The organism is Gordonia sp. LUNF6, from assembly GCF_047041125.1.
Taxonomy (GTDB): Bacteria; Actinomycetota; Actinomycetes; order Mycobacteriales; family Mycobacteriaceae; genus Gordonia; species Gordonia sihwensis.
In genome coordinates, this window is the sequence record NZ_CP178181.1 from 1636520 (window position 1) to 1657867 (window position 21348).

At 70.4% G+C, this 21348-nt stretch carries 20 protein-coding genes; 13 read left to right on the plus strand and 7 right to left on the minus strand.

What is annotated here, in order from left to right; translation table 11 throughout:
• The first annotated feature begins 4 nt into the window (after nucleotides 1–4).
• Nucleotides 5–1576 (plus strand): cobyric acid synthase, encoded by a 1572-nt coding sequence (locus ACK8HH_RS07650; protein WP_412475661.1) that lies wholly within the window; start codon nucleotides 5–7, stop codon nucleotides 1574–1576.
• Nucleotides 1545–2372 (plus strand): alpha/beta fold hydrolase, encoded by an 828-nt coding sequence (locus ACK8HH_RS07655; RefSeq protein WP_006897875.1) that lies wholly within the window; start codon nucleotides 1545–1547, stop codon nucleotides 2370–2372. Before ACK8HH_RS07650 ends, ACK8HH_RS07655 begins: the two co-directional genes overlap by 32 nt.
• Nucleotides 2373–2397: 25 nt before the next feature.
• Here ACK8HH_RS07655 and ACK8HH_RS07660 read toward each other — a convergent pair whose 3' ends face one another.
• Both ACK8HH_RS07660 and ACK8HH_RS07665 read right to left on the minus strand, forming a co-directional pair.
• Nucleotides 2398–3798: a mycothione reductase gene (locus tag ACK8HH_RS07660; protein WP_006897874.1), complete on the minus strand. Its 1401-nt coding sequence runs from the start codon at nucleotides 3796–3798 to the stop codon at nucleotides 2398–2400.
• Nucleotides 3795–4826, minus strand: coding sequence for an alpha/beta hydrolase (locus tag ACK8HH_RS07665; protein WP_039868030.1), 1032 nt, complete (start codon nucleotides 4824–4826; stop codon nucleotides 3795–3797). The genes ACK8HH_RS07660 and ACK8HH_RS07665 overlap by 4 nt, the downstream gene beginning before the upstream one ends.
• Before the next feature lie 209 nt (nucleotides 4827–5035).
• Between ACK8HH_RS07665 and mqo the strand changes: the two genes are divergently transcribed.
• Genes mqo through ACK8HH_RS07690 form a run of 5 tightly spaced genes read left to right on the plus strand, consistent with a single transcriptional unit; the run spans nucleotide 5036 to nucleotide 12076 of the window.
• Complete coding sequence (gene mqo / locus ACK8HH_RS07670) at nucleotides 5036–6472, plus strand: malate dehydrogenase (quinone) (protein WP_372452493.1); 1437 nt, start codon at nucleotides 5036–5038, stop codon at nucleotides 6470–6472.
• A 4-nt stretch (nucleotides 6473–6476) separates the two neighbouring features.
• A complete protein-coding gene (locus tag ACK8HH_RS07675) occupies nucleotides 6477–8393 on the plus strand; it encodes an AAA family ATPase (protein WP_412475662.1) in 1917 nt (638 codons plus the stop codon).
• A 28-nt stretch (nucleotides 8394–8421) separates the two neighbouring features.
• Nucleotides 8422–9039 carry a cob(I)yrinic acid a,c-diamide adenosyltransferase gene (gene cobO / locus ACK8HH_RS07680; RefSeq protein ID WP_045541006.1) on the plus strand — a complete coding sequence of 206 codons (618 nt, stop codon included), beginning with the start codon at nucleotides 8422–8424 and terminating at the stop codon, nucleotides 9037–9039.
• Nucleotides 9033–10454: a cobyrinate a,c-diamide synthase gene (locus tag ACK8HH_RS07685; protein ID WP_062366815.1), complete on the plus strand. Its 1422-nt coding sequence runs from the start codon at nucleotides 9033–9035 to the stop codon at nucleotides 10452–10454. The genes cobO and ACK8HH_RS07685 overlap by 7 nt, the downstream gene beginning before the upstream one ends.
• The gene (locus tag ACK8HH_RS07690) at nucleotides 10451–12076 is read left to right on the plus strand and encodes a GAF domain-containing protein (protein WP_412475663.1); all 1626 of its coding nucleotides are present in this window, start codon (nucleotides 10451–10453) and stop codon (nucleotides 12074–12076) included. Before ACK8HH_RS07685 ends, ACK8HH_RS07690 begins: the two co-directional genes overlap by 4 nt.
• A 9-nt stretch (nucleotides 12077–12085) precedes the next feature.
• On the opposite strand, the gene ACK8HH_RS07695 is transcribed toward ACK8HH_RS07690, so the two are convergent.
• A complete protein-coding gene (locus ACK8HH_RS07695; protein WP_006897867.1) occupies nucleotides 12086–12739 on the minus strand; it encodes a response regulator in 654 nt (217 codons plus the stop codon).
• 98 nt (nucleotides 12740–12837) lie between these two features.
• Here ACK8HH_RS07695 and ACK8HH_RS07700 point away from each other — a divergent pair, with 98 nt between their 5' ends.
• The 3 genes from ACK8HH_RS07700 to ACK8HH_RS07710 are packed head-to-tail and all read left to right on the plus strand — an operon-like array spanning nucleotide 12838 to nucleotide 15528.
• Entirely contained in the window at nucleotides 12838–13818 is a 981-nt protein-coding gene (locus tag ACK8HH_RS07700; RefSeq protein WP_039868014.1) for an acyl-ACP desaturase, read from the plus strand.
• 32 nt (nucleotides 13819–13850) lie between these two features.
• Nucleotides 13851–15068 carry a uroporphyrinogen-III C-methyltransferase gene (cobA, locus tag ACK8HH_RS07705; RefSeq protein WP_006897865.1) on the plus strand — a complete coding sequence of 406 codons (1218 nt, stop codon included), beginning with the start codon at nucleotides 13851–13853 and terminating at the stop codon, nucleotides 15066–15068.
• 13 nt (nucleotides 15069–15081) lie between these two features.
• A complete protein-coding gene (locus tag ACK8HH_RS07710; protein ID WP_006897864.1) occupies nucleotides 15082–15528 on the plus strand; it encodes a hypothetical protein in 447 nt (148 codons plus the stop codon).
• 52 nt (nucleotides 15529–15580) lie between these two features.
• Here the strand turns inward: ACK8HH_RS07710 and yaaA are convergent, their stop codons facing one another.
• Nucleotides 15581–16321: a peroxide stress protein YaaA gene (yaaA, locus tag ACK8HH_RS07715; RefSeq protein ID WP_006897863.1), complete on the minus strand. Its 741-nt coding sequence runs from the start codon at nucleotides 16319–16321 to the stop codon at nucleotides 15581–15583.
• A gap of 60 nt (nucleotides 16322–16381) precedes the next feature.
• Here yaaA and ACK8HH_RS07720 point away from each other — a divergent pair, with 60 nt between their 5' ends.
• Nucleotides 16382–18112: a proline--tRNA ligase gene (locus tag ACK8HH_RS07720; protein WP_412475724.1), complete on the plus strand. Its 1731-nt coding sequence runs from the start codon at nucleotides 16382–16384 to the stop codon at nucleotides 18110–18112.
• Nucleotides 18113–18119: 7 nt separating this feature from the next.
• Here ACK8HH_RS07720 and ACK8HH_RS07725 read toward each other — a convergent pair whose 3' ends face one another.
• The 3 genes from ACK8HH_RS07725 to ACK8HH_RS07735 are packed head-to-tail and all read right to left on the minus strand — an operon-like array spanning nucleotide 18120 to nucleotide 19491.
• Complete coding sequence (locus ACK8HH_RS07725) at nucleotides 18120–18491, minus strand: VOC family protein (protein ID WP_006897861.1); 372 nt, start codon at nucleotides 18489–18491, stop codon at nucleotides 18120–18122.
• A 47-nt stretch (nucleotides 18492–18538) separates the two neighbouring features.
• Complete coding sequence (locus ACK8HH_RS07730) at nucleotides 18539–18964, minus strand: ferritin-like domain-containing protein (protein WP_006897860.1); 426 nt, start codon at nucleotides 18962–18964, stop codon at nucleotides 18539–18541.
• Nucleotides 18961–19491, minus strand: coding sequence for a hypothetical protein (locus ACK8HH_RS07735; RefSeq protein ID WP_062366817.1), 531 nt, complete (start codon nucleotides 19489–19491; stop codon nucleotides 18961–18963). The genes ACK8HH_RS07730 and ACK8HH_RS07735 overlap by 4 nt, the downstream gene beginning before the upstream one ends.
• Before the next feature lie 111 nt (nucleotides 19492–19602).
• Between ACK8HH_RS07735 and rimP the strand changes: the two genes are divergently transcribed.
• Nucleotides 19603–20148, plus strand: a complete 546-nt coding sequence (gene rimP, locus ACK8HH_RS07740) for a ribosome maturation factor RimP (protein WP_412475664.1) — start codon at nucleotides 19603–19605, stop codon at nucleotides 20146–20148.
• Between the two features lie 67 nt (nucleotides 20149–20215).
• A complete protein-coding gene (nusA, locus tag ACK8HH_RS07745; RefSeq protein ID WP_412475665.1) occupies nucleotides 20216–21259 on the plus strand; it encodes a transcription termination factor NusA in 1044 nt (347 codons plus the stop codon).
• Nucleotides 21260–21348: the final 89 nt, after the last annotated feature.

Genomic DNA, 21348 nt, shown 5'->3' on the forward strand with positions numbered 1-21348 from the left:
GGGGGTGAGCGGCGCACTTCTGGTCGGTGGCACGAGCAGCGACGCGGGCAAGAGCCTGATCGTCGCCGGACTGTGCCGGGCGCTGGCGCGTGACGGGATCACGGTGGCGCCGTTCAAAGCGCAGAACATGTCGAACAATTCCGCCGTCACCCTCGACGGCGGTGAGATCGGCCGGGCGCAGGCGCTTCAGGCGCAGGCCTGCGGGCTGGAACCGGACACGCGATTCAACCCGGTGCTGCTGAAGCCCGGCGGTGACCGGCGCTCGCACGTGGTGGTGCGCGGACGCACGGTCGGCGAGGTCGGGGCCGCCGACTATCAGCTCTGGCGTACCCGGCTGGCGGGTGTGGTCGCCGACGAACTCGCGTCGTTGCGACGGGACTTCGACGTGGTGATCTGCGAGGGCGCGGGCTCGGTCGCGGAGATCAACCTCCGCGCCACCGACATCGCGAACATGGGATTGGCCCGGGCGGCGAACATGCCGGTGGTGCTGGTCACCGACATCGACCGCGGCGGATCGCTGGCCCATCTGTTCGGCACCACGGCGGTCCTCGACGCGGACGACCAGGCGCTCGTCGCCGGATACATCGTGAACAAGTTCCGCGGCGATCCGGCGATCCTCGCTCCCGGACTGGAGATGGTGCGCGAGCGCACCGGGCGACCGACCTTCGGCGTGATCCCGTTCGCCGACGGTCTCCGGCTCGATGCCGAGGATTCGCTGGCCGCATCGGTCGGCGCCCGCGTGGGCGGACCTCGCGGCGTGGGCGGCGCCGGACGGGAGCGGCTGTCGGTGGCCGCGATCCGGTTGCCCCGCATCTCCAACAGCACCGATGTCCTGGCTCTGGCGTGCGAACCCGACGTCGACGTGACGTGGGTCGACGACCCGTCGGCGGTCCGGGCCGCGGATCTGGCGGTGCTGCCCGGAACCCGCGCGACCCTCAGCGACCTCGCGTGGCTGCGGACCACCGGTCTGGCCGATGCGCTGATCGAACGTGCGCAGCGCGGCCGGCCGGTGCTCGGGGTCTGCGGCGGCTTCCAGATGCTGTGCCGGAGCATCGTCGACACGGTGGAGTCCGTCGGCACAGCGACGTCGGGTGTCGCCCGGCCCGTCGAGGGGCTGGGGCTGCTCGACGTCGACATCGAGTTCGCCGAAGACAAGACCCTGCGGACCTTCGACGGTCACGCGGCCGGTGAGCCGGTGCGCGGATACGAGATCCATCACGGGGTCGTGGTGCGCAGCGAGGAGCAGCCCTGGCTCGACTCCGCGGCGACCGGCCCCGAGGGCGCCCGCAGGGGAGCGGTCTACGGCACCCACTGCCACGGCGCGCTGGAGAGCGACGGCTTCCGCCGCGTCTTCCTGGCCGAGATCGCGCGGCGGGCGGGCCGGACGGGCTTCACCGCCGATCCGCGGCTGTGCGTCGCGCAGGTGCGCCGGTCGCAACTGGATCTGATGGCCGATCTGGTGTGCGAGCACCTCGACATGCCGAGTATCCACGGGTTGATCGAGGGCGGCCCGCCCGCGGTGCCCACCGTCCTATCCTGGCTTGGTGAACACCGCGCACCTGACCGTAGAGCATGACGGACTGACCTTCGACGTCGAGGAGAGCGGGCCCGCTCGAGGACCGTGGGTGGTGCTCCTGCACGGGTTCCCGGTGAACTCGCGGTGCTACGACGACGTGGTTCCGCGCGTGCACGAGGCCGGGCTCCGCACCCTGCGCATCGATCAGCGGGGCTACAGTCCCGGCGCCCGGCCCGAGGAGGTCGACGCCTACCGTCTCGACACGCTCGTCGGCGACGTCATCGGGATCCTCAACCACCTCAACATCTCGTACTCGATGGTCGTCGGCCACGATTGGGGCGGGATCGTCGCCTGGCATCTGGCGGCCAAGCATCCCGACCGCTTCACCGGCCTGGTGGCCGTCAGCACCGGACACCCGTCCGCGATGCGCGATGCACTCGCGGCGGGCGGCGATCAGCGTGAGCGGTCGGCCTACATCAAGGATTTCATCGCCGACGGCGCGGAGGAGAGGCTGAGCGCCCGAGACGGCGTCCTGCTCCGGCGTGCCGGCGTGACCGGCGAGGAACTCGCGCCGATCCTCGAGCCGGGTGCGCTGACCGGTCCGCTGAACTGGTATCGCGCCAATTTCACCGGCGACGTCGCGGCCACCCTGGCCTGCCCGCCGGTCGAGATCCCGACCACCATGGTGTGGAGCGACGGCGACGCGGCTCTGGGACGCGAACAGGCCGAGTTCAGCGGCCGATACGTCTACTCCGACTTCCGCTTCTCCGAACTCCACGGCGTCGACCACTGGATTCCCGAGAATGCGGCGGCCGCTCTGGCGAGCGAGATCTCCCTGCGGTCCTCGCGCTTCTGAGAACCCGCTCGGGCCGCCGCCGCCCTCACTCCAGGTCCAGGCCGAGGAGTGCGTTCTCGAGCACCTCCGGCATGGCGGGATGGATCCAGTACTGGCCGCGGGCCATGTCCGGCACCCGGAGACCGAAGCTCATCGCCTGGATGACGGGCTGGATCACGGTGGACGCCTGCGGACCCATCAGATGCGCGCCGAGCAGTTCACCGCTGCGACGATCGGCGATGAGCTTGCAGAATCCGGTCGTGTCCTCCATCGCCCAGCCGTAGGCGACGTCGCCGTACTCCTGCACCTTGACGGCGATGTCGCGCCCGGTCTCGCGGGCCTGCGCCTCGGTGAGTCCGACGGTGGCGATCTGCGGATGGGTGAAGACCGCGGCCGGCACGTACCGGTGGTCGAACGAGGCCAGCTCGTCGGCGTGCCAGCCGAGCAGCAGATTCTCCTGGACCACACGCTGTTCGTGGTTGGCGACGTGCTTGAGCTGGAACGGTGAACTGACATCGCCGAGCGCCCACACCTCGGGAGCCGGTGTGCGGCCGTGTGCGTCCACCGGCACGCGGCCGTCGGCGAGCAGCTCCACACCGATCGTGTCGAGGCCGAGGCGGTCGCCGTTGGGTGTCCGGCCGGTCGCGACGAGCAGGGCGTCGGCATCGACGTGCCGGCCGTCGGTGAACGAGAGCCGGACGCCGTCGTCGCCGAGGTCGATCGCACCCGCGAGCGTGCTGTCGAGCCGGACGTCCCACTGCCGGCGGGCCACCGCGGTGAATCGCTCGCTGACGTCGTCGTCGAGCCGGCGCAGCAGCCGTCCGCTGCGGGCGACGACGGTGACGTCCACGCCGAGAGCGGAGAAGACGTGGGCGAACTCGGCGGCGATGTATCCGCTGCCGAGGATCGCCATCCGCTTCGGCAGGGCGGGCAGGCGCATCACGTCGCTGTTGGTGTAGTGATGAACGCCCGAATCGGCGATCACCTCAGGAATCTCCGACCGCGAGCCCGCGGCGACGACGACCTTGCGGGCCAGCACCAGGTCGCCGTCGTCGGTCACCAGGCGGTATCGGGCCGACTCGTCGTCGCGGCCGTCGAAGCGGACGTGGCTGGAGTAGACGGTGACGTTGTCGCAACGCTCCACCCGGTACTCCTTGCCGCCGGCCGAGATCGGGTCGATGCGGCCGAAGACCCGGTCGACGATGGCGGGCCAGTCGACCGATTCGACGCTCGCCTCGACGCCGTACCGGGCCGCCGACCGGACGGTGTCGGCCACGTCCGCGGCGTAGACGAACATCTTCGTCGGAATGCACCCGACGTTGAGGCAGGTGCCGCCGTAGACGCCCTCCTCGAAGATCGCGATGCTCATCGCGTCGAAGCGTTCGTCCGGGATGGAGTTGCCGCTTCCCGAACCGATGATCGCCAGATCGACCTGCTGAGCGCTCATCGCCGCGCCCCCTCGCCGAAGATCGTGTGCAGCCAGTTCTGCACTTCGTCGTAGGCGATGCGCCGGGGCGTCTCCAGAGAAAGGAAGACGTCGTGGCGGGCGTCGGGGACGGCCACCGCCCACACGCGACGGCCGATCACGCCGGACCACTGCGCGATCTGCTTCACGTCGAGCACGCAGTCAGCGGTGTCGACCGCAGGCTCGTAGGCCCCGGTGAAGCGGGTCTTGTCCGATCGCAGGACCAGGGCGGGCACGCCGATGTCGAGCCCCCGGTGCAGGCGATGCTGTCCCGCGCGGACGGCGGCCAGCCAGCCGAAGGTCACCGGGAAACCGCCGAGCGGCTTGCGCCGCAGATCGTAGGTCCACTCGCCGTGGGCGTCGGCGGACAGGCTCTCGCCGTACGCTGCCGAGAGTTTCTGCGGCAGCACGGCTTTGGCCCGAACTCGGCCGACTCCGCGGATCAGCAGATTGACGGCGTCGGTGCGCAGCAGGGGATCGCCCTGCAAGTCCAGCCAGGGGCTGTTGAGGACCAGCCCCTTGATGCGGCGGTGCCGGTCCGGATCGGTGCGCCGGAGTCGGTCGAGCCAGAGCGGCGTGATCAGTCCTCCGGTGGAGTGGGCGACCACGATCACCCGAGCCGGCTCGTCGCCGGACCCGGATTCCTCGGTCACGACATCGAGTGCCGCGTTCAGCTCCTGGTCGTAGAACTCGAGGTCGGTGGTGAAGTGCGGTTGCTGCCCGTCCAGGAGCGACCGCCCGCACTTGCGCAGATCGAGCGCGTAGAAACCGTAGCCCCGATCGTGGAAGAACTCGGCCAGCTCCTCCTGGAAGAAGTAGTCGGTGAAGCCGTGGACGTACAGGACCGTCCCGGCGGTGGCCGGTTCCGCTCCGGCCTGGCGGATCAGGGTGGCCTCCACGGCGCCCTCGCCGTCCGGGTCGTCGCCGAGGGGGATGGTCAGCACTTCGTATCGGTCGAGGAGTTCGTCGGGACGCCATTGCCGGCTTTTCACGCTGCTCACGCCGACCAGCTTAGGCCGCACCCGTCGGTGCGCGGATCGGGCGTCGGCGTGGCACCCGGTGTCGCACACCCCACACTTGCGCGCACCGATGCTGCCTCAGACAACGCGATGGTGAACAATGATCCGCGATACAGGTCGTGAATGCCCTATGGGTGGAGGAGTTCAGCAGCGTGGCCAAGGTGATTAAGACAGACGTGGCGCTCGTCGGTGCCGGAATCATGAGCGCCACGCTCGGCGCGCTGCTGCGCCGACTGGAGCCCAGCTGGTCGATCAGCCTGTTCGAGCGCCTGGAGGCGGCCGCCGCCGAGAGCAGCGACCCGTGGAACAACGCCGGCACCGGCCACTCGGCGCTCTGCGAGCTCAACTACACGCCGGCCGACGCCAACGGCGACATCGACATCACCAAGGCGCTGAACATCAACGAGCAGTTCCAGGTCTCGCGGCAGTTCTGGGCCTACGGTGTCGACAACGGCCTGCTCGGTGCGCCCGACGAGTTCATCAACCCGATCCCGCACGTGAGCTTCTGCCACGGCGCCGACGGCGTCGAGTACCTGCGCAAGCGCCATGCGGCGCTCTCGAGCCACACCCTCTTCGAGGGCATGGAGTTCATCGACGACGACGCCGAGTTCGCGGCGCGGCTGCCGCTGATGGGCGCCGGCCGGGACTACTCCGATCCGGTGGCCCTGAACTGGTACACCCAGGGAACCGACGTCGATTTCGGCGCGCTCACCCAGCAGCTGCTGAACTTCGTCGGCCGTGACGCCGACCTCTACTTCGGGCACGAGGTCCGCAACCTCACCAAGCAGTCGGACGGCAGCTGGGTGATGAAGATCCGCAACAACCGCACCGGCGAGAAGGTTCGCGTCGAAGCGAAGTTCGTCTTCGTCGGCGCAGGCGGCGGCGCACTGCACCTGCTGCAGAAGTCGGGCATCTCCGAGGCCAAGGGCTTCGGCGGCTTCCCGGTCAGCGGCGAGTTCTTCCGCTGCACCAACCCCGACGTGATCGCACAGCATTCGGCGAAGGTGTACGGCCAGGCCGCGGTGGGCGCCCCGCCGATGTCGGTGCCGCACCTGGACACGCGCGTCATCAATCACGACAAGGGCCTGCTCTTCGGCCCGTACGCGGGCTGGTCGCCGAAGTTCCTCAAGACCGGCGGCGTCATGGACCTGCCGAAGTCGGTGAAGCCGGGCAACCTGCTGCCGATGATGTCGATCGCCCCGCAGGAGTTCGGTCTGCTCAAGTACCTGATCTCCGAGCTCGCCGCGAGCCCCGCCGACCGCGTCAAGACGCTGCAGGACTTCGCGCCGCGCGCCGTCGGCGAGGACTGGGAGCTGATCACCGCCGGTCAGCGCGTCCAGGTGATCCGCAAGACCGGTGTCGGCGGCAGCCTCGAGTTCGGCACCGCGGTGGTCGCGGAGGGCGACGGCACGCTCGCCGGTCTCCTCGGAGCGTCGCCGGGCGCCTCGACCGCGGTTCCCGCGATGATCTCGGTGCTTCAGCAGTGCTTCAGCGGTCGTTTCGAGGGCTGGAAGAGCACCCTGACCGAGATGATCCCGTCGTTCGGCCAGAAGCTCGACGAGAACCCCGCCCTGTACCGCGAGTTGTGGGACTGGACCAACCGCAGCCTCCGGCTCACCGCGCGGCCCGACGCCTGATTCGATGAGTGACGCCGGCGTTCGCTTCCCGTTCAGCGCGGTGGTCGGACAGGATCGCCTCAAGCTCGCACTGATCCTGTCCGCCGTCTCGCCGGGGATCGGCGGTGTCCTGATCCGCGGTGAGAAAGGGACCGCGAAGTCGACCATCGTCCGCGGGCTCGCCCCGCTGCTCGGCGAGGATTCGCGCGTGGTCGACCTGCCGATCGGCGCCACCGAGGACCGGGTGATCGGGTCGCTCGACCTGACTCGGGTGCTGCGCGACGGTGAAGCCCGGTTCACGCCGGGTCTGCTGGCGCAGGCCGACGGCGGCGTCCTGTACATCGACGAGGTCAACCTCCTGTCGGACCATCTCGTCGACGTCCTGCTCGATGCGGCCGCGAGCGGCCGAGTCACCGTTGAGCGTGACGGCGTCTCGCACACCCAGGCGGCGGCATTCGTGCTGGTCGGGACGATGAACCCGGAAGAGGGCGAACTGCGTCCGCAGTTGCTCGACCGGTTCGGGCTGGTGGTCGACGTCGCCGGTGCCCGTGACGTCGACGAGCGCGTCGAGATCGTCACCTCACGGCTGGCCTTCGACGCCGATCCGCAGGGCTATGCGGAGCGGTTCGCCGACGCCGAGGCCGATCTCGCGCAACGGATCGCCGCGGCCCGCGACCGCGTCGCGACCGTCCGGATCCCGCAGCGGGAGCTCCGCCGGATCGCCGGCGTCTGCTCTCACCTCGACGTCGACGGTCTGCGCGGCGACATCGTCGTGGCCCGGACCGCCGCCGCACACGCCGCATGGCGCGGCGCCGACGAGATCGACGCCGACGACGTGCGGGTGGCCGTGGAACTGGCACTGCCGCATCGACGGCGCCGCAATCCCTTCGACGAGTCGAGCATGACCGACCAGCAGCTCGACGACGCCCTGGACGCCGGTGAGCAGGCCGCGGGCCCGCGGGACGAGTCCGAGTCCGGGCCGCAGCAGCCGGACGGACCCGACGACAGCGGCCCGAACTCAGACGGCCCAGACTCAGGCGGCCCAGACTCGGGTGGCCCGGAACCGGACGACGATCCGGACGGACCCGACACGGATCCTCCCGACACCGATCCGCCCGGCGGTTCAGGAGCGCCGACCGGCCCGGACTTCGGTTCGGCACCCGGTGGTGCCCGCATCCGCACCTTCCGCGCCGAGGGCGTCGGTGACGGTGATGTGGGCCGCCGTTCGCGGGCCCGGACCAGCCGCGGCATCACCACCCGGGCCGTCGACTTCGGTCCGCGGACCGGGGTGCACCTGTTCGGCACCGTGCTCGCCGCCGCCCACCGCAGCAGCGGCGACGGGCTCCCCGCGCTCATCGCCGACGATCTCCGCGGAGCCGAGCGCATCGGCACCGAAGCCAATCTCGTGGTCTTCGTCGTCGACCTCTCCGGATCGATGACCGCCCGCGCCCGGCTCACCGCGGTGCGCAACGCCTGCGTCGACCTCCTGCGCGACTCGTACACCCGGCGTGACCGGGTGGCGGTGGTCGTGGCCTGCGGAAGGGATGCCTACGTCGCGGTTCCGCCGACCCGGTCGGTGGACCTGGCGGTGGCGCGCCTGGCACAGGTGCGCACCGGCGGACGCACGCCGCTGGCCGAGGGACTGCACCGGGCGCTCGAGGTGATCGAGCGGGCCCGCCGCACCGACCCGGAGCGCAGGCCCCTGCTGGTGGCGCTCACCGACGGCCGAGCCACGGCCGGGGCCGACGCGCCGCGCCGCGCCGACGCCGCCGCGGACGAGGTCGCGCGCAGGGGAGTCTGCGCCGTTGTGGTGGACTGTGAGCAGGGCCTGGTCCGTCTCGGTCTGGCCGCCGACCTGGCGCGCCGGCTGGGCGCGCAGTACGCGACGATGGATTCGCTGACCTCGTCCGGACTGGCCGAGCACGTCCGCGGCGTCGCGTGACGCCGGTGGCTGAACTGGAGGATGCACTGTGCCCAAGGGCGTACCCGAGACCGTTCCCGACGACGGACTGACCACCCGGCAGCGACGCCGGCTGCCGGTGCTCGCCGTACACACCGGGGCAGGCAAGGGGAAGTCGACAGCCGCGTTCGGCATGGCGATGCGCGCCTGGAACGCCGGTCTGGACGTCGCCGTCTTCCAGTTCGTCAAGAGCGCGAAGTGGAAGGTCGGTGAGGAGAACTCCATGCTCGCCCTCGGCGGCCTGAATCGGGACACCGGCGCCGGCGGCCCTGTGCAGTGGCACAAGATGGGGCAGGGATGGTCGTGGATTCAGCGCGGTGACGACGCCGTCGAGGACCACGCCGAATCGGCGCGGGCCGGATGGGCGGAGATCACGCGGCGCCTCGCCGCGCAGGAGCACGACTTCTACGTCCTCGACGAGTTCACCTACCCGCTGCACTGGGGCTGGATCGACACCGACGAAGTGGTCGAGACCCTCCGCAACCGCCCCGGGACGCAGCACGTCGTCATCACCGGACGGTATGCGCCCCAGGCGCTGATCGAGGCCGCCGATCTGGTCACCGAGATGACGAAGATCAAGCATCCGATGGATGCGGGCCGCAAAGGCCAGAAGGGCATCGAGTGGTAGTCCCGGCGGTCGTGATCGCCGCGCCGGCGTCCGGCAGCGGAAAGACGACGATCACCACCGGCCTGATCGGCGCGCTCGTCGCCGCCAGGCACCGGGTCGCGCCCTTCAAGGTGGGCCCGGACTACATCGATCCCGGATACCACGCCGTCGCGGCGGGCCGGGTCGGCCGGAACCTCGACCCCAACCTGGTCGGCGCCGACGTCATCGCACCACTGCTGGCCGCGGGCTCCGCCGACGCCGACATCGCCGTGGTGGAGGGCGTGATGGGCCTGTTCGACGGCCGCATCACCGACGATCCCGACCCGCTCGGCGTCGGCTCCACCGCGCACGTCGCCACCCTCATCGGCGCACCGGTGATCCTGGTGGTCGACGCCGGCGGGCACAGCCAGTCGCTCGCCGCACTGCTCCACGGCTTCCTCGGGTACGACGCCCGGGTCCGCGTGGCGGGCGTGATCCTCAACCGCGTCGGCTCACAGCGGCACGAACAGGTCCTCCGACAGGCCTGCGACCGCGTCGGACTGCCGGTGCTCGGCGCGGTGCGGCGCGACGCCGATCTGACCGTGCCGTCGCGGCACCTAGGACTCATCCCGGCCGCCGAGCGCCGGCGGGACGCGCTGGACTCGGTGGCCGCGATCGTCGCCAAGGTGGGGGCGGCGCTCGACCTTCCGGCGATCGTCCAGATCGCACGCCGGGCCCGACCGCCCGCGGCGATCGCCTGGTCGGCGGCCGACGCGATCGCCGCCGCGGACCCGAGCGCGGTGACGGGCCCACACCGGCGGCCGGTGGTGGCCGTCGCGGAGGGCGCCGCCTTCACCTTCGGGTACGCCGAGCACGCCGAACTCCTGCGCGCGGCGGGAGCCGAGGTGGCCGGCTTCGACCCGCTGCACGATCCGCTTCCGGAGCACGCCGCGGCGGTGGTGATCGGCGGCGGCTTCCCCGAGGCCCACGCGGACGAGCTCGCCGCCAACCACTCCCTCCGTGCCGGACTGCGCGATCACGTGGCCGCGGGCCGGCCGGTGCAGGCCGAGTGCGCGGGCCTGCTGTACCTGCTGTCCGCGCTCGACGGCGTCCCGATGGTCGGCGCACTGCCGGGCACCGGGGCCTTCGGGCCGCGGCTCACGCTCGGCTACCGCGACGCCGTCGCCGTGGCCGATTCGGTTCTCTATCGCACCGGTGAACGGGTGACCGGCCACGAATTCCACCGCAGCAGCGTCGATCTCGCCACTGACGTGGTGCCCGCCTGGGGGTGGCACGGTGGCGACGGACCGGCGACCGACGGCGTGATCCACCGCGGGGTGCACGCGTCGTATCTGCACGTTCACCCGGTGGGACAGCCGGCCGCCGTGGCACGATTCGTGTCGGCGGCCGCGGCCGCCGACATCCCGAGCCCTTCGCCGGAGGAGGCGGTCCGATGACTCGCAGGCGCGATCTGGCGGAGGTCCACGCGGCACTGGACGCGCTCGCCCACGCCAGCGTCGAGGACCCGACCGCGCTCCGCGACCTGCTCGAAGCGGTCCTGCTGGTGGGTCGCGGTCTCGAACTCGACCAGGCGCTGCAGCGGATCGTCGAGGTGGCGGCCGACGTCCTCGACGCCCGATACTGTGCGCTCGGGGTCCGCGGGCCCGAGCTCGGTCTCCAGGCGTTCGTGTACACGGGCATCGAACCGGAGGTCCGCGCTCGGATGGGGCCGCTGCCGGTGGGCCGCGGCGTCCTCGGCGAACTGCTGCACCGTCCCGAGGTGCTGCGCATACCGAAGCTGTCCGATCATCCGGCCTCGGTGGGGTTCCCGCCCAACCATCCGCCGATGGACACCTTCCTGGGCGCGCCGATCATCGTCCGCGACGAGTTGTTCGGCAGCATCTACCTGACTGAGAAGCAGGGTGCCCCCGAGTTCACGCCGCTCGATGAGAAGATCGTCGCGGTCCTCGCGGTGGCCGCGGGCATCGCAGTCGACAACGCGCGCGCCTTCGAGCGGGCCCAGGCCCGGCTGCGCTGGATGCAGGTGATCGCCGACCGCGGATCCGAACCGCTGGCGGGCACGGCGCTCGAAGACACCCTCGACGGACTGTGCCGCGACGTCTCCGCGCTCACCGGGGCGGTGGACGTGTTCATGGTGACCGGCAGCGTCCTCACCGGACACACCGGTACCGCGCCCTGCACCGAGGACCTGTTCGAGGTCGTCGACCCGGACAACGAGCGCGCCGACGGCAAGCTCCTGGTCCGCGAGGTGCGAACACACACGGTGCCGTGGCTGCGGCACGGAGCGCGGTGGGTCTCGATGCAGCCCCTGCAGCCGACCAACGGCCGGAGCGCGATCGTCCTCACCCACCCCGAGCGACGGGTCTGGACCGGGGAGGAGGTCGCGGGCCTGCAGGGTGTCGCGCGCGTGGCCTCGCTGGCCCTGGCCTACGCCGACCAGCAGGAACTGGCGCGCGATCTGCAGTTGCTCGAAGACCGCCACCGGATCGCCCGCGACCTGCACGATCTGGTGATTCAGCGGCTCTTCGCGATCGGGATGTCGCTGCAGACCATGCAGGCCGGGTCCGCCTCGGCCGACGACGCCCGGATGGAGCAGGTCATCACCGACCTCGACGCCACCATCGCGCAGATCCGCACCTCGATCTTCGATCTGCAGGGCCTTCCCGGTCATGGCGAGGCGGCGACGCTGCGCAGGCGCGCGCTCGACGTGGTCGCCGAGTTGGCGACCCATGCGCCGATCGTGCCGAGCGTCGCGTTCATGGGGCCGGTCGACACGCTCGTCCCCGACGCCCTGGCGCCGCACATCGAGGCAGTGCTGCGGGAGGGCATCTCCAACGCGCTCCGGCATTCGGGCGCCGAGCACATCCGGGTGCGCATCGCGGCCGACGACGTCGTGACCGTCGAGATCTCCGACGACGGATGCGGTATTCCGCCGACCGCCCGGCAGTCGGGACTGGCGAACCTGACCCGCCGCGCCGACGACTGCGACGGCAGCTTCACGATCACCTCGAGCGCGGCGTCGGGCACCACGTTGACGTGGACCGCGCCGTTGCGCTGACGCCGTCGACTACCGTTCGCGTTCGCGCAGTTCGGTGGCCAGCACCGCCACCTGAGTGCGGCGCTGCATGTCGAGCTTCGAGAGGATGCGCGAGACGTAGTTCTTGATCGTCTTCTCCGCCAAGAACATCCGGTCGGCGATCTGCCGGTTGGTCATGCCCTGGCCGATCAGGGTGAAGACCTCGCGCTCCTGGCCGGTGAGCCGGGCCAGGGGATCGGACGGTTCACCGTCGCGCAGGCGAGCCAGCAGCGCGGCGGTGCTGCGGTCGTCGAGCAGCGATCCGCCGGCGCCGACCGTCCGCACAGCGGCGATCAGATTGTGGCCGAGGATCTGCTTGAGTACGAAGCCGGAGGCCCCGGCGAGGACTGCGGCGAGGAGGGCGTCGTCGTCGGCGTAGCTCGTCAGCATCAGGCAGTGCACCGACGGCTGCGCACTCCGCACGCTTCGGCACAGTTCCACGCCGTTGCCGTCGGGCAGCCGCACGTCGAGCACCGCGACGTCGGGTTTCGTCGCAGCGATGCCGACTCCGGCTTCGGCGACGGTGGCCGCCTCGCCGACGACCTCGAGATCGTCGGCGGTGCTGAGCAGATCGCGAAGGCCACGGCGGACGAGCTCGTGGTCGTCGACGAGGAACACGCGGTACTTACGAGGCGACTCGACCATGCCTCAACGCTACAACAGGGCGGCGGGCGACTCGGGGCCTAATCGCCACGGGACCTTCGCCCCCTGAAATCGCTGGTCGTGAGCGAGATCGTAGGAATATGACCAGTTTGATCGGCAAGCCCATGAGCGGCTCGGACCTGCTTCGCGAACTCCTGCCCGTCTGCGAGACGGAGGTGGAGCGCCACATGAAGATGACGAGGGACTGGAACCCGCACGACTACGTGCCGTGGGACGACGGCCGGAACTTCGCGGCGCTCGGCGGCGTCGACTGGGATCCGGAGCAGTCGCAGCTGTCGGAGACCGCCAAGGCGGCGATGATCACGAACCTGCTGACCGAGGACAATCTGCCGTCGTACCACCGGGTGATCGCCGAGAACTTCAGCCTCGACGACGCCTGGGGCTTCTGGGTGGGGCGCTGGACGGCCGAGGAGATGCGGCACTCGATCGTGATGCGCGACTACCTCGTCGTGACGCGGGGCGTCGATCCGGTGGAACTCGAGCAGACCCGGATGACGCACATGATCGGTGGGTTCAACCCGCTGCCGGACGACGACGGACAGCGCGACCACAGCTACGACATGCTCTTCGCGGTGGCCTACGTCTCGTTCCAGGAGCTCGCGACGCGCGTCAGCCACCGCAACACCGGCAAGGCCTGCGGCGACCCGATCGCCGACCGGATGCTCCAGCGAGTCGCTGCCGACGAGAACCTGCACATGCTCTTCTACCGGAACGTCGTCGCCGGGGCGCTCGATCTGGTGCCCGACGAGGCGATGGTGGCGATCTACACGATCGTCTCGAACTTCCAGATGCCCGGTGCGACGATGCCGAACTTCCGCAGGAACGCGGTCCTGATCGCCAAGGGCGGCATCTACGACCTGCCGCAGCACATGGCCGATGTCGTGATGCCCGTGCTGCGCAAGTGGCGGATCTTCGATCGCGACGACTTCGGCCCGGTCGGCCAGATGTACCGCGACAAGCTCGCCGCCTTCCTCGCCGAGATGGACATCAAGGTCGCCAAGTTCGAGGACGCCCGCGAGCGCGCGATCGAGCGGGAGCGCAGGCGCGGACTGCACGTCTAGCCGCCGGTGCGGTCCCGGTAGGCTGATCGCTCATGCAAGCGCATTACCTCGCGGGGCTGGATCTGCACGGACGCAAGGTCGTCGTCATCGGCGGCGGGAGCGTCGCGCAACGGCGCCTGCCGAACCTGATCGCCGCCGGCGCCGACGTCCACGTCGTCGCGCTCGACCCCACGCCGGCCGTCGAGTCGGAGGTCGCGATCACCGTGCATCGGCGTGCGTACGCCGACGGCGACCTCGAGGGAGCCTGGTATGCGATGGCCTGCACCGACGATCCCGACGTCAACGCGGCGGTGGTGGCGGAGGCCGAACGCAGGCGAGTGTTCTGCGTGCGCGCCGACGACGCCCGCCGCGGAACCGCCGTCACCCCGGCGTCCGGAGTCCACCGCGATCTGCAGTTCGGGGTGCTGGCGGCCGGCGACCATCGTCGCTCCGCGGCCGTGCGCGCCGCGATCACCGAGGCTCTCGCGGACGGCACCTCGCTGCGCATCGACGACGACCGCAGGCACGCCGCGGGCGTGGCCCTGGTGGGCGGAGGTCCCGGCGACGCCGATCTCATCACGGTGCGCGGCCGCAAGCTGCTCGCCGAGGCGGACGTGGTGGTGGCCGACCGGCTCGCGCCCATCGCACTCCTCGACGAGCTCGGTCCGCAGGTGGAGATCATCGACGCGGCCAAGGTGCCCTACGGCCGCGCGATGCGTCAGGAACAGATCAACGATCTCCTCGTCGACCGCGCGCGGGCGGGCAAGTTCGTGGTCCGCCTCAAAGGCGGCGACCCATACGTCTACGGCCGCGGATTCGAAGAACTCCAGGCCTGCGTGGCGGCGGGTGTGCCGGTCACCGTGGTCCCCGGCATCAGCAGCCCGATCGCGGCTCCCGGCCTGGCCGGAATCCCGGTGACTCACCGCGGCGTGACGCACGAGGTGGTCATCGTGTCGGGCCACGTGGCTCCGGGGCACCCCGACTCGCTCACCGATTGGGCGGCGCTCGCGCGGCTGCGGGGCACCATCGTGCTGATGATGGCGGTCAAGCGCATCGACGAGTTCGCGACGGCCCTGCTCGAGGGCGGGCGACCGGCCGACACCCCGGTGGCGTTCATCGAGAACGCCTCGCGGCCGGATCAGCGTCTCCTGCGCACCGACCTCGCGCACGCCGCGCAGACCGCTGTCGACGAGAAGCTGATCGCCCCGGCGATCGCGGTGATCGGTCCGGTCGCCGGTTTCACCGACGCCGACCGGGCTCTGCGGTTCTGAGCGGGTGGTCGAGATGAACGCACGCACAGCCGCAGGACTCTCCGGTCTGATCCTGCTCGTCGCGGCCGTCGCCTCCTGGTTCGTGCCCCCGTCGGTCACGGCGATTCTCGTCGCGCTGGCCGTCGTCGTCATGTCGGCCTGGCAGATCCATCGCCGCCGCGCGGGCATCGCGCCCACACCGCCGAGCACCATGACCACCTTCGTCATCCCGCTCACGTTCGGAGCGCTGGCGGTCGTCGCGCTCAACGGCTGGATCTACCGGATCTCGGCGGAGGCAGGCGATTCCGGCGAGCTGCAGACGATCGGCCTGGTCACCGGCGTCATCGGCATGGCCGCCGCGTACGGATACGGCCGCCTCCGGGCACAGAAGGCACAGCTCGACGAGGTGGTCGAAGTGAATCCGGCCGACGACACTCCGGAGACCGACGACGACCAGTGGTTCTTCCCTCAGGCCAAGTGACCGGCTCTCGCGCCGTGCGAGTCGCGGTGCGGACCGCCGATCGGGGGTCGGATCAGCCGGTGACGACCGTGATCTGCGACTCAGAGGTGATCTCGACGCGCTGGCCGGCGTCGGACAGGACGGCGGCGAGCGCGTTCACATCCCGGACGTTCCGCCGGGTCCGGACCAGTTCGCGCGCCACCAGTCCCTTGAAGTGCTTGTTGAAATGGCTCACGACCTTCCGCGAGCCGTCCGCGGCCTCGGTCACAACGGTCGCGGTCACCGCACCGTCGACGGGACCGAGTTTCTGGTAGACGCCCGAGCGCAGATCGACGACGAAGTCGTCGATGCGGTCGAGAGCGGGGGACAGCACCGGCTTCCACAGTGCGCCGAGGGTGCCGAAACCGGGCAGCCGGGACCCGCCGGAGAGCCGGTAGGCCGGGATGCGGTCGTCGGCCCGGACCACGCCGAACAGCGCCGAGCCGATCATCAGTCGGTCGCCGGCCTTGGTCTTGGCCGCGCGGGTCATGCCCGGATAGTCGAGGGCGTCGTACAGGACGCCGGTGTACCGGGTGATCGCGGTGCGCGTCGGCGACTCCCAGAGATCGGCGTTGCGCTCGATCTCGGCGACGGCCGTCGCGCCCAGACCCAGCGCCGTGCGGGATGCGTCGAGATCGGCGGAGAGGTCGACGATCGCCTCGGCGAGCTTGCGCCGGACCGGATTGAGCTCCGGCAGAACCAGCGAGTCGAGATCGAGCGGAGCGGCCTCGCCGCCGTCCGACTTGGTCTCCGAGGGAGGCAGGATGACGAGCACGCGACCACCCTAACGAACCCGCCGGTGATCCCATTAAGCTGGTACATCGTGATCACACGGATGTCGAACCTGTTCCTCCGCACGCTCCGCGACGACCCGGCCGATGCCGAGGTGCCGAGCCACAAGCTGCTCGTGCGCGCGGGCTACATCCGGCGTGCCGCCCCCGGCGTCTACGAGTGGCTGCCCTTGGGGCTCAAGGTGTTCCGCGCGGTCGAGAACCTCGTTCGCGAGGAGATGGACGCGATGGGCGCGCAGGAGATCCTGTTGCCCGCGCTGCTGCCGCGCGACCCGTACGAGACCACCGGGCGCTGGACCGAGTACGGGCCGGCGTTGTTCCGCGTCAAGGACCGCAAGGGCGCGGACATGATGCTCGGGCCCACGCACGAGGAGATCTTCACGCAGCTGGTCAAGGGCGAGTACAGCTCGTACAAGGATCTGCCGGTCACCCTGTACCAGATCCAGACCAAGTACCGCGATGAGGAGCGCCCGCGGGCCGGGCTGTTGCGTGGGCGCGAGTTCGTGATGAAGGACTCGTACTCGTTCGACCTCGACGAGCGGGGTCTGCAGGCCTCGTACGACGCTCATCGTGCCGCGTACCAGCGGATCTTCGACCGTCTCGGCATCAAGTACGTCATCGTCGCGGCGACCTCCGGCGCCATGGGCGGCAGCGCCTCGGAGGAGTTCCTGGCCGAATGCGAGGTCGGCGAGGACACCTTCGTCCGCAGCACCGAGTCGGGCTACGCGGCCAACGTCGAGGCCGTGGTGACCCCGGTTCCCGAGGCGATCCCGCTCGACGGGCTCCCCGAGGCGGTGGTCCACGACACCGGCGACACCCCGACCATCGAGACCCTGGTCGACTGGGCCAACCGCGAGCTCGACGGTGAGTACACCGCCGCCGACACCCTCAAGAACGTGATGGTCAAGATCCGCAGGCCGGGAGGTGAGTGGGAGATCACCGCGGTGGCGGTGCCGGGTGATCGGGAGGTCGACTTCGAGAGGCTGGAGGCCTCGGTGGAGCCGGCGGAGGTGGAACTGCTCACCGACGCGGACTTCGCGGCCAATCCGCAGCTCGTCAAGGGGTACATCGGACCGAAGGCCGTCCAGGCGGCGGGCTTGGCGTACCTGGTCGACCCGCGTGTGGTCAGCGGCACCGCGTGGATCACCGGGGCCGACGCGCCCGGTAAGCACTACGTCGATCTGGTGTGCGGCCGCGACTTCACTCCCGACGGCGTCATCGAGGCCGCCGAGGTGCGCGCCGGTGATCCGTCCCCGGACGGCAGAGGTGTGCTCGAGGCCGCCAAGGGCATCGAGATCGGTCACATCTTCCAGCTCGGCCGCAAGTACACCGACGCCTTCGAGTTCGACGTGCTCGGCGAGAACGGCAAGCCGGTGCGCCCCACGATGGGCTCGTACGGTCTCGGCGTCTCGCGGATGGTCGCGGTGCTCGCCGAGCAGTGGCACGACGAGAAGGGCCTGCGCTGGCCGCGCGAGGTGGCGCCGTTCGACGTCCACCTGGTGATCGCGAACAAGGACGAGGCCGCGGTGGCCGGTGCGCAACAGTTGGCCGCCGATCTCGACGCCGCCGGACTGTCCGTGCTCTTCGACGACCGCAAGGCTTCGCCCGGCGTCAAGTTCAAGGACGCCGAGCTGCTCGGTATGCCGGTCGTGGTGGTCGTCGGCCGCGGCTGGGCCGACGGCACCGTCGAGATCCGCGACCGGCTCACCGGAGAGACCTCCGCGGCGCCGGTCGACGGAGCCGTCGACGCGGTGGTCACGGCCGCGCGCGGCTGACCGCCGGCTAGAACGGCGCGCGGTCGAGGCAGACGCAGAACGGATGCCCGGCGGGGTCGAAGAGAACTCGGCACAGGTCCGGCGCGGCCTGCTGTGGCGACAGCCGTGCGCCGAGGCGGACCGCCTCGGCCGCACCCTCGTCGAGATCGGCGACCACCAGGTCGAGATGGATCTGCTTCGGCACCGCACCGCCGGGCCATTCCGGAGGCCGGTGGTCGGGCACCCGAAGCGCGGTGATCACGATGGAGCCGGCCCGCACACAGGCATATCTCGTGGACGTGTGCGTCACGGTCCCGTCGAGCATCGCCGACCAGAAGCGGGCGAGCTCGACGGGATCGTCGCAGTCGAGGGTGATCGAACCGATGCGCGCTGTCGCCATGGTGACGACCCTAGGCGGGTGACGCGGGCCAGGCGCCCTCTCCGGTCCTACTGACCGGGGAAGGCCACCGTCAGCGGTTTCTCGCCCGCGATCGAGCGCCAGTACGAGGATCGCAGGGCGCAGTCGGTGAGCCCGTCGACGGCGGTCCGGCGCACCGCCTGCGAATCGGCCTGCTCCAACAGTGCCCGGTAGGCCTTCGCACAGTCGTTCTCGGCGGCCAGCGCGGCCTTCGCGGCGGTGGCCTGGTCCGTCACGTCGACGGGCAGCAGGTATCCGGCCGCCGGGGTGCGCTCGGGCTGGCCGGCGGCGAGCAGTGCCTCGTTCAGCTGGTCGCGTCGCACCCGGTGCGCGGCGATGTACTCCGCGACGGTGTCGCGCACCTCTCCGGTGGTGAAGGCGGTGAGCACGCCGTAGGTGAAGACGGCGGTGTTCTCCGCGTCCGCGGCGGTGTCGAGAGCGGCGTTCTGGCTCATGCGAGTTGCACTTTCGCGAGGGTCTGGCAGGAGGCGCTGATCGAGCCGAGGAGCCCGGCGCTGAAGCCGGACAGACCCGCGCACGCATCCGCCGCGCTGGTGGCCGACCGTTCGATCGAGACGCCGAGGGCCGCCACCGACGCCGTGGGCGCGGCCGGTGGCGAGTCGATCCGGTCGGCAGTCGAGGAGTGCAGCCGGTTGATCTCGTCGCGCAGCGCCTTCAGGTGCGCGCCGCGCTGATCGGCGACGGTCCGCAGGGCCTCGGTGTACGCGGTGTTCCGCGGCGCGAGCGCGGTGGCCGCCCGCTGCTGCCGCAGCGCCGCCTGGGCGTGCGGGAGCAGCGTCTCGGCGTCGAGCTGTCGCTGCGTCGGCCCGGTATCGCATGCGGTCAGCGACCATCCCGCGACTGCGGCGGCACCGGCGAGGACGCCGCCGCGGAGCACACTGCGGCGCGGCACCCCCGTGGCGGGGCGACCGGCTTGCGGAGGCTCGGGGGCGGGGGGATCCTGTATCGGCACTCGTGTCACGGTGGACGATTCTGCCAGTCGGACGAGTCGACTACACTCGAAGCCCGGCCCGGCGGCCGACGGGAACCGCGGCAGCGGTTCCCGATACCGAAACCCAGGAGGACGCGCACGATGACTGCGGAGGCTCTGACCGGCGGCATCAGCGACCTGGTGGCTTCGACCCTCGATCGGCTCGGATTCGATCTGGAGGAGGTCGCGGTGCTGACCCCGCCGGGACGCCGCGAGATCCGGATCGTCGTCGATCGTGACGGCGGAGTGTCGCTCGACGCGGTCGCCGAGCTCAGCCGGAGCCTGGAGGCGGTGTTCGACGAGTCCGACCTGCTCGGCGAGTCCCCGTACGACCTCGAAGTCACGACGCCGGGGATCGGCCGGCCGCTGACGCTGCCGCGCCACTGGCGCCGCAATCAGGGACGCAAGGTCCGCGTCGAGTACACCGACGAGGGTGTGGACCGCACCGTCGAAGCCCGGGTTGGCCCCAGCGACGAGGGCCGCGTCACCCTGGTGACAGTCGACAAGAGCCGGATCCGCTTCTTCGAGGTCGAGCTGGCCGATATCGCGCGCGCGGTGGTCGAGGTCGACTTCGGCAGGCCCGGCGAAGCGGCCCTGCGTGCCTGCGGCCTGGACGACGACGAGATCGCGCGTCGTCGCGAATCGTGACGCCCGCCAACGACATTCACTTCACCCGCCGACAACTCAATCCGAAAAGCGAATAGGAGTCGCCACCATGCACATAGACATCAGCGCGCTGCGTTTGATCGAGGCCGACAAGGGCGTGCCGACCGAGACCGTGCTCTCGGCGATCGAGACAGCTCTGCTCACCGCCTACCGGCACACCGACGGGTTCGCACCGAACGCCCGCATCGACATCGACCGCAAATCGGGTCAGGTCCGCGTGATGGCTCAGGAACTCGACGAGAACCGCACCGTGGTCCACGAGTGGGACGACACGCCGGAGGGATTCGGCCGCATCGCCGCGACCACCGCGCGCCAGGTGATCCTGCAGCGTCTGCGCGACGCCGAGAACGAGAAGACGTACGGCGAACTGGTCGCCCACGAGGGCGAAGTGGTCGGCGGCATCGTGCAGGCCGACGCCAAGGCGAATGCGCGAGGCATGGTGATCGTGCAGATCGGCACCGACTCCAACGCCACCGAGGGCGTGATCCCGCCCGCGGAGCAGGTGCCCGGTGAGAGCTACAAGCACGGCGAGCGGATCAAGTGCTACGTCGTCGGGGTGGCGCGCGGGGTCCGCGGACCTCAGATCACGCTCTCGCGCACGCATCCCAACCTGGTCCGTAAGCTCTTCTCGCTCGAGGTACCCGAGATCGCGGACGGGTCGGTCGAGATCGTCGCCGTGGCCCGCGAGGCCGGTCACCGTTCCAAGATCGCGGTCCACACCGGCGTGGCCGGACTGAACGCCAAGGGCGCGTGCATCGGTCCGATGGGACAGCGGGTGCGCAACGTGATGAGCGAACTGTCCGGCGAGAAGATCGACATCATCGATTACGCCGCGGATCCGGCGGTCTTCGTCGGCAACGCGCTGTCGCCGGCCAAGGTGGTCTCGGTCACCGTGATCGACAAGGAGACCAAGGCCGCGCGCGTCATCGTGCCCGACTACCAGTTGTCGCTGGCGATCGGCAAGGAGGGGCAGAACGCCCGGCTGGCGGCCCGGCTCACCGGGTGGCGGATCGACATCCGGTCGGATGCGGGCGACGGCGGTCCCCGCGACGCCGACGGTGGCGCCGTCGAGTCCTCCGATACGCTAGACTGACCTGTGGCCCTTCGAACGTCGACATCTCCGGTGCGTACCTGTATCGGCTGTCGCCGGCGTGATCAAGCTTCACACCTGGTCAGGCTGGT

What these genes read in the sequence shown, in the direction of transcription:
- ACK8HH_RS07660 (WP_006897874.1), bottom strand. Translation starts at nt 3,798, where the DNA reads ATGAGCGCTCAGCAGGTCGATCTGGCGATCATCGGTTCGGGAAGCGGC.
- ACK8HH_RS07725 (WP_006897861.1), bottom strand. Translation starts at nt 18,491, where the DNA reads ATGGCGACAGCGCGCATCGGTTCGATCACCCTCGACTGCGACGATCCC.
- ACK8HH_RS07720 (WP_412475724.1), top strand. Translation starts at nt 16,382, where the DNA reads ATGTCGAACCTGTTCCTCCGCACGCTCCGCGACGACCCGGCCGATGCC.
- rimP (WP_412475664.1), top strand. Translation starts at nt 19,603, where the DNA reads ATGACTGCGGAGGCTCTGACCGGCGGCATCAGCGACCTGGTGGCTTCG.
- nusA (WP_412475665.1), top strand. Translation starts at nt 20,216, where the DNA reads ATGCACATAGACATCAGCGCGCTGCGTTTGATCGAGGCCGACAAGGGC.
- ACK8HH_RS07695 (WP_006897867.1), bottom strand. Translation starts at nt 12,739, where the DNA reads ATGGTCGAGTCGCCTCGTAAGTACCGCGTGTTCCTCGTCGACGACCAC.
- ACK8HH_RS07710 (WP_006897864.1), top strand. Translation starts at nt 15,082, where the DNA reads ATGAACGCACGCACAGCCGCAGGACTCTCCGGTCTGATCCTGCTCGTC.
- ACK8HH_RS07690 (WP_412475663.1), top strand. Translation starts at nt 10,451, where the DNA reads ATGACTCGCAGGCGCGATCTGGCGGAGGTCCACGCGGCACTGGACGCG.
- ACK8HH_RS07675 (WP_412475662.1), top strand. Translation starts at nt 6,477, where the DNA reads ATGAGTGACGCCGGCGTTCGCTTCCCGTTCAGCGCGGTGGTCGGACAG.
- ACK8HH_RS07730 (WP_006897860.1), bottom strand. Translation starts at nt 18,964, where the DNA reads ATGAGCCAGAACGCCGCTCTCGACACCGCCGCGGACGCGGAGAACACC.
- cobA (WP_006897865.1), top strand. Translation starts at nt 13,851, where the DNA reads ATGCAAGCGCATTACCTCGCGGGGCTGGATCTGCACGGACGCAAGGTC.
- mqo (WP_372452493.1), top strand. Translation starts at nt 5,036, where the DNA reads ATGAGCGCCACGCTCGGCGCGCTGCTGCGCCGACTGGAGCCCAGCTGG.
- ACK8HH_RS07700 (WP_039868014.1), top strand. Translation starts at nt 12,838, where the DNA reads ATGACCAGTTTGATCGGCAAGCCCATGAGCGGCTCGGACCTGCTTCGC.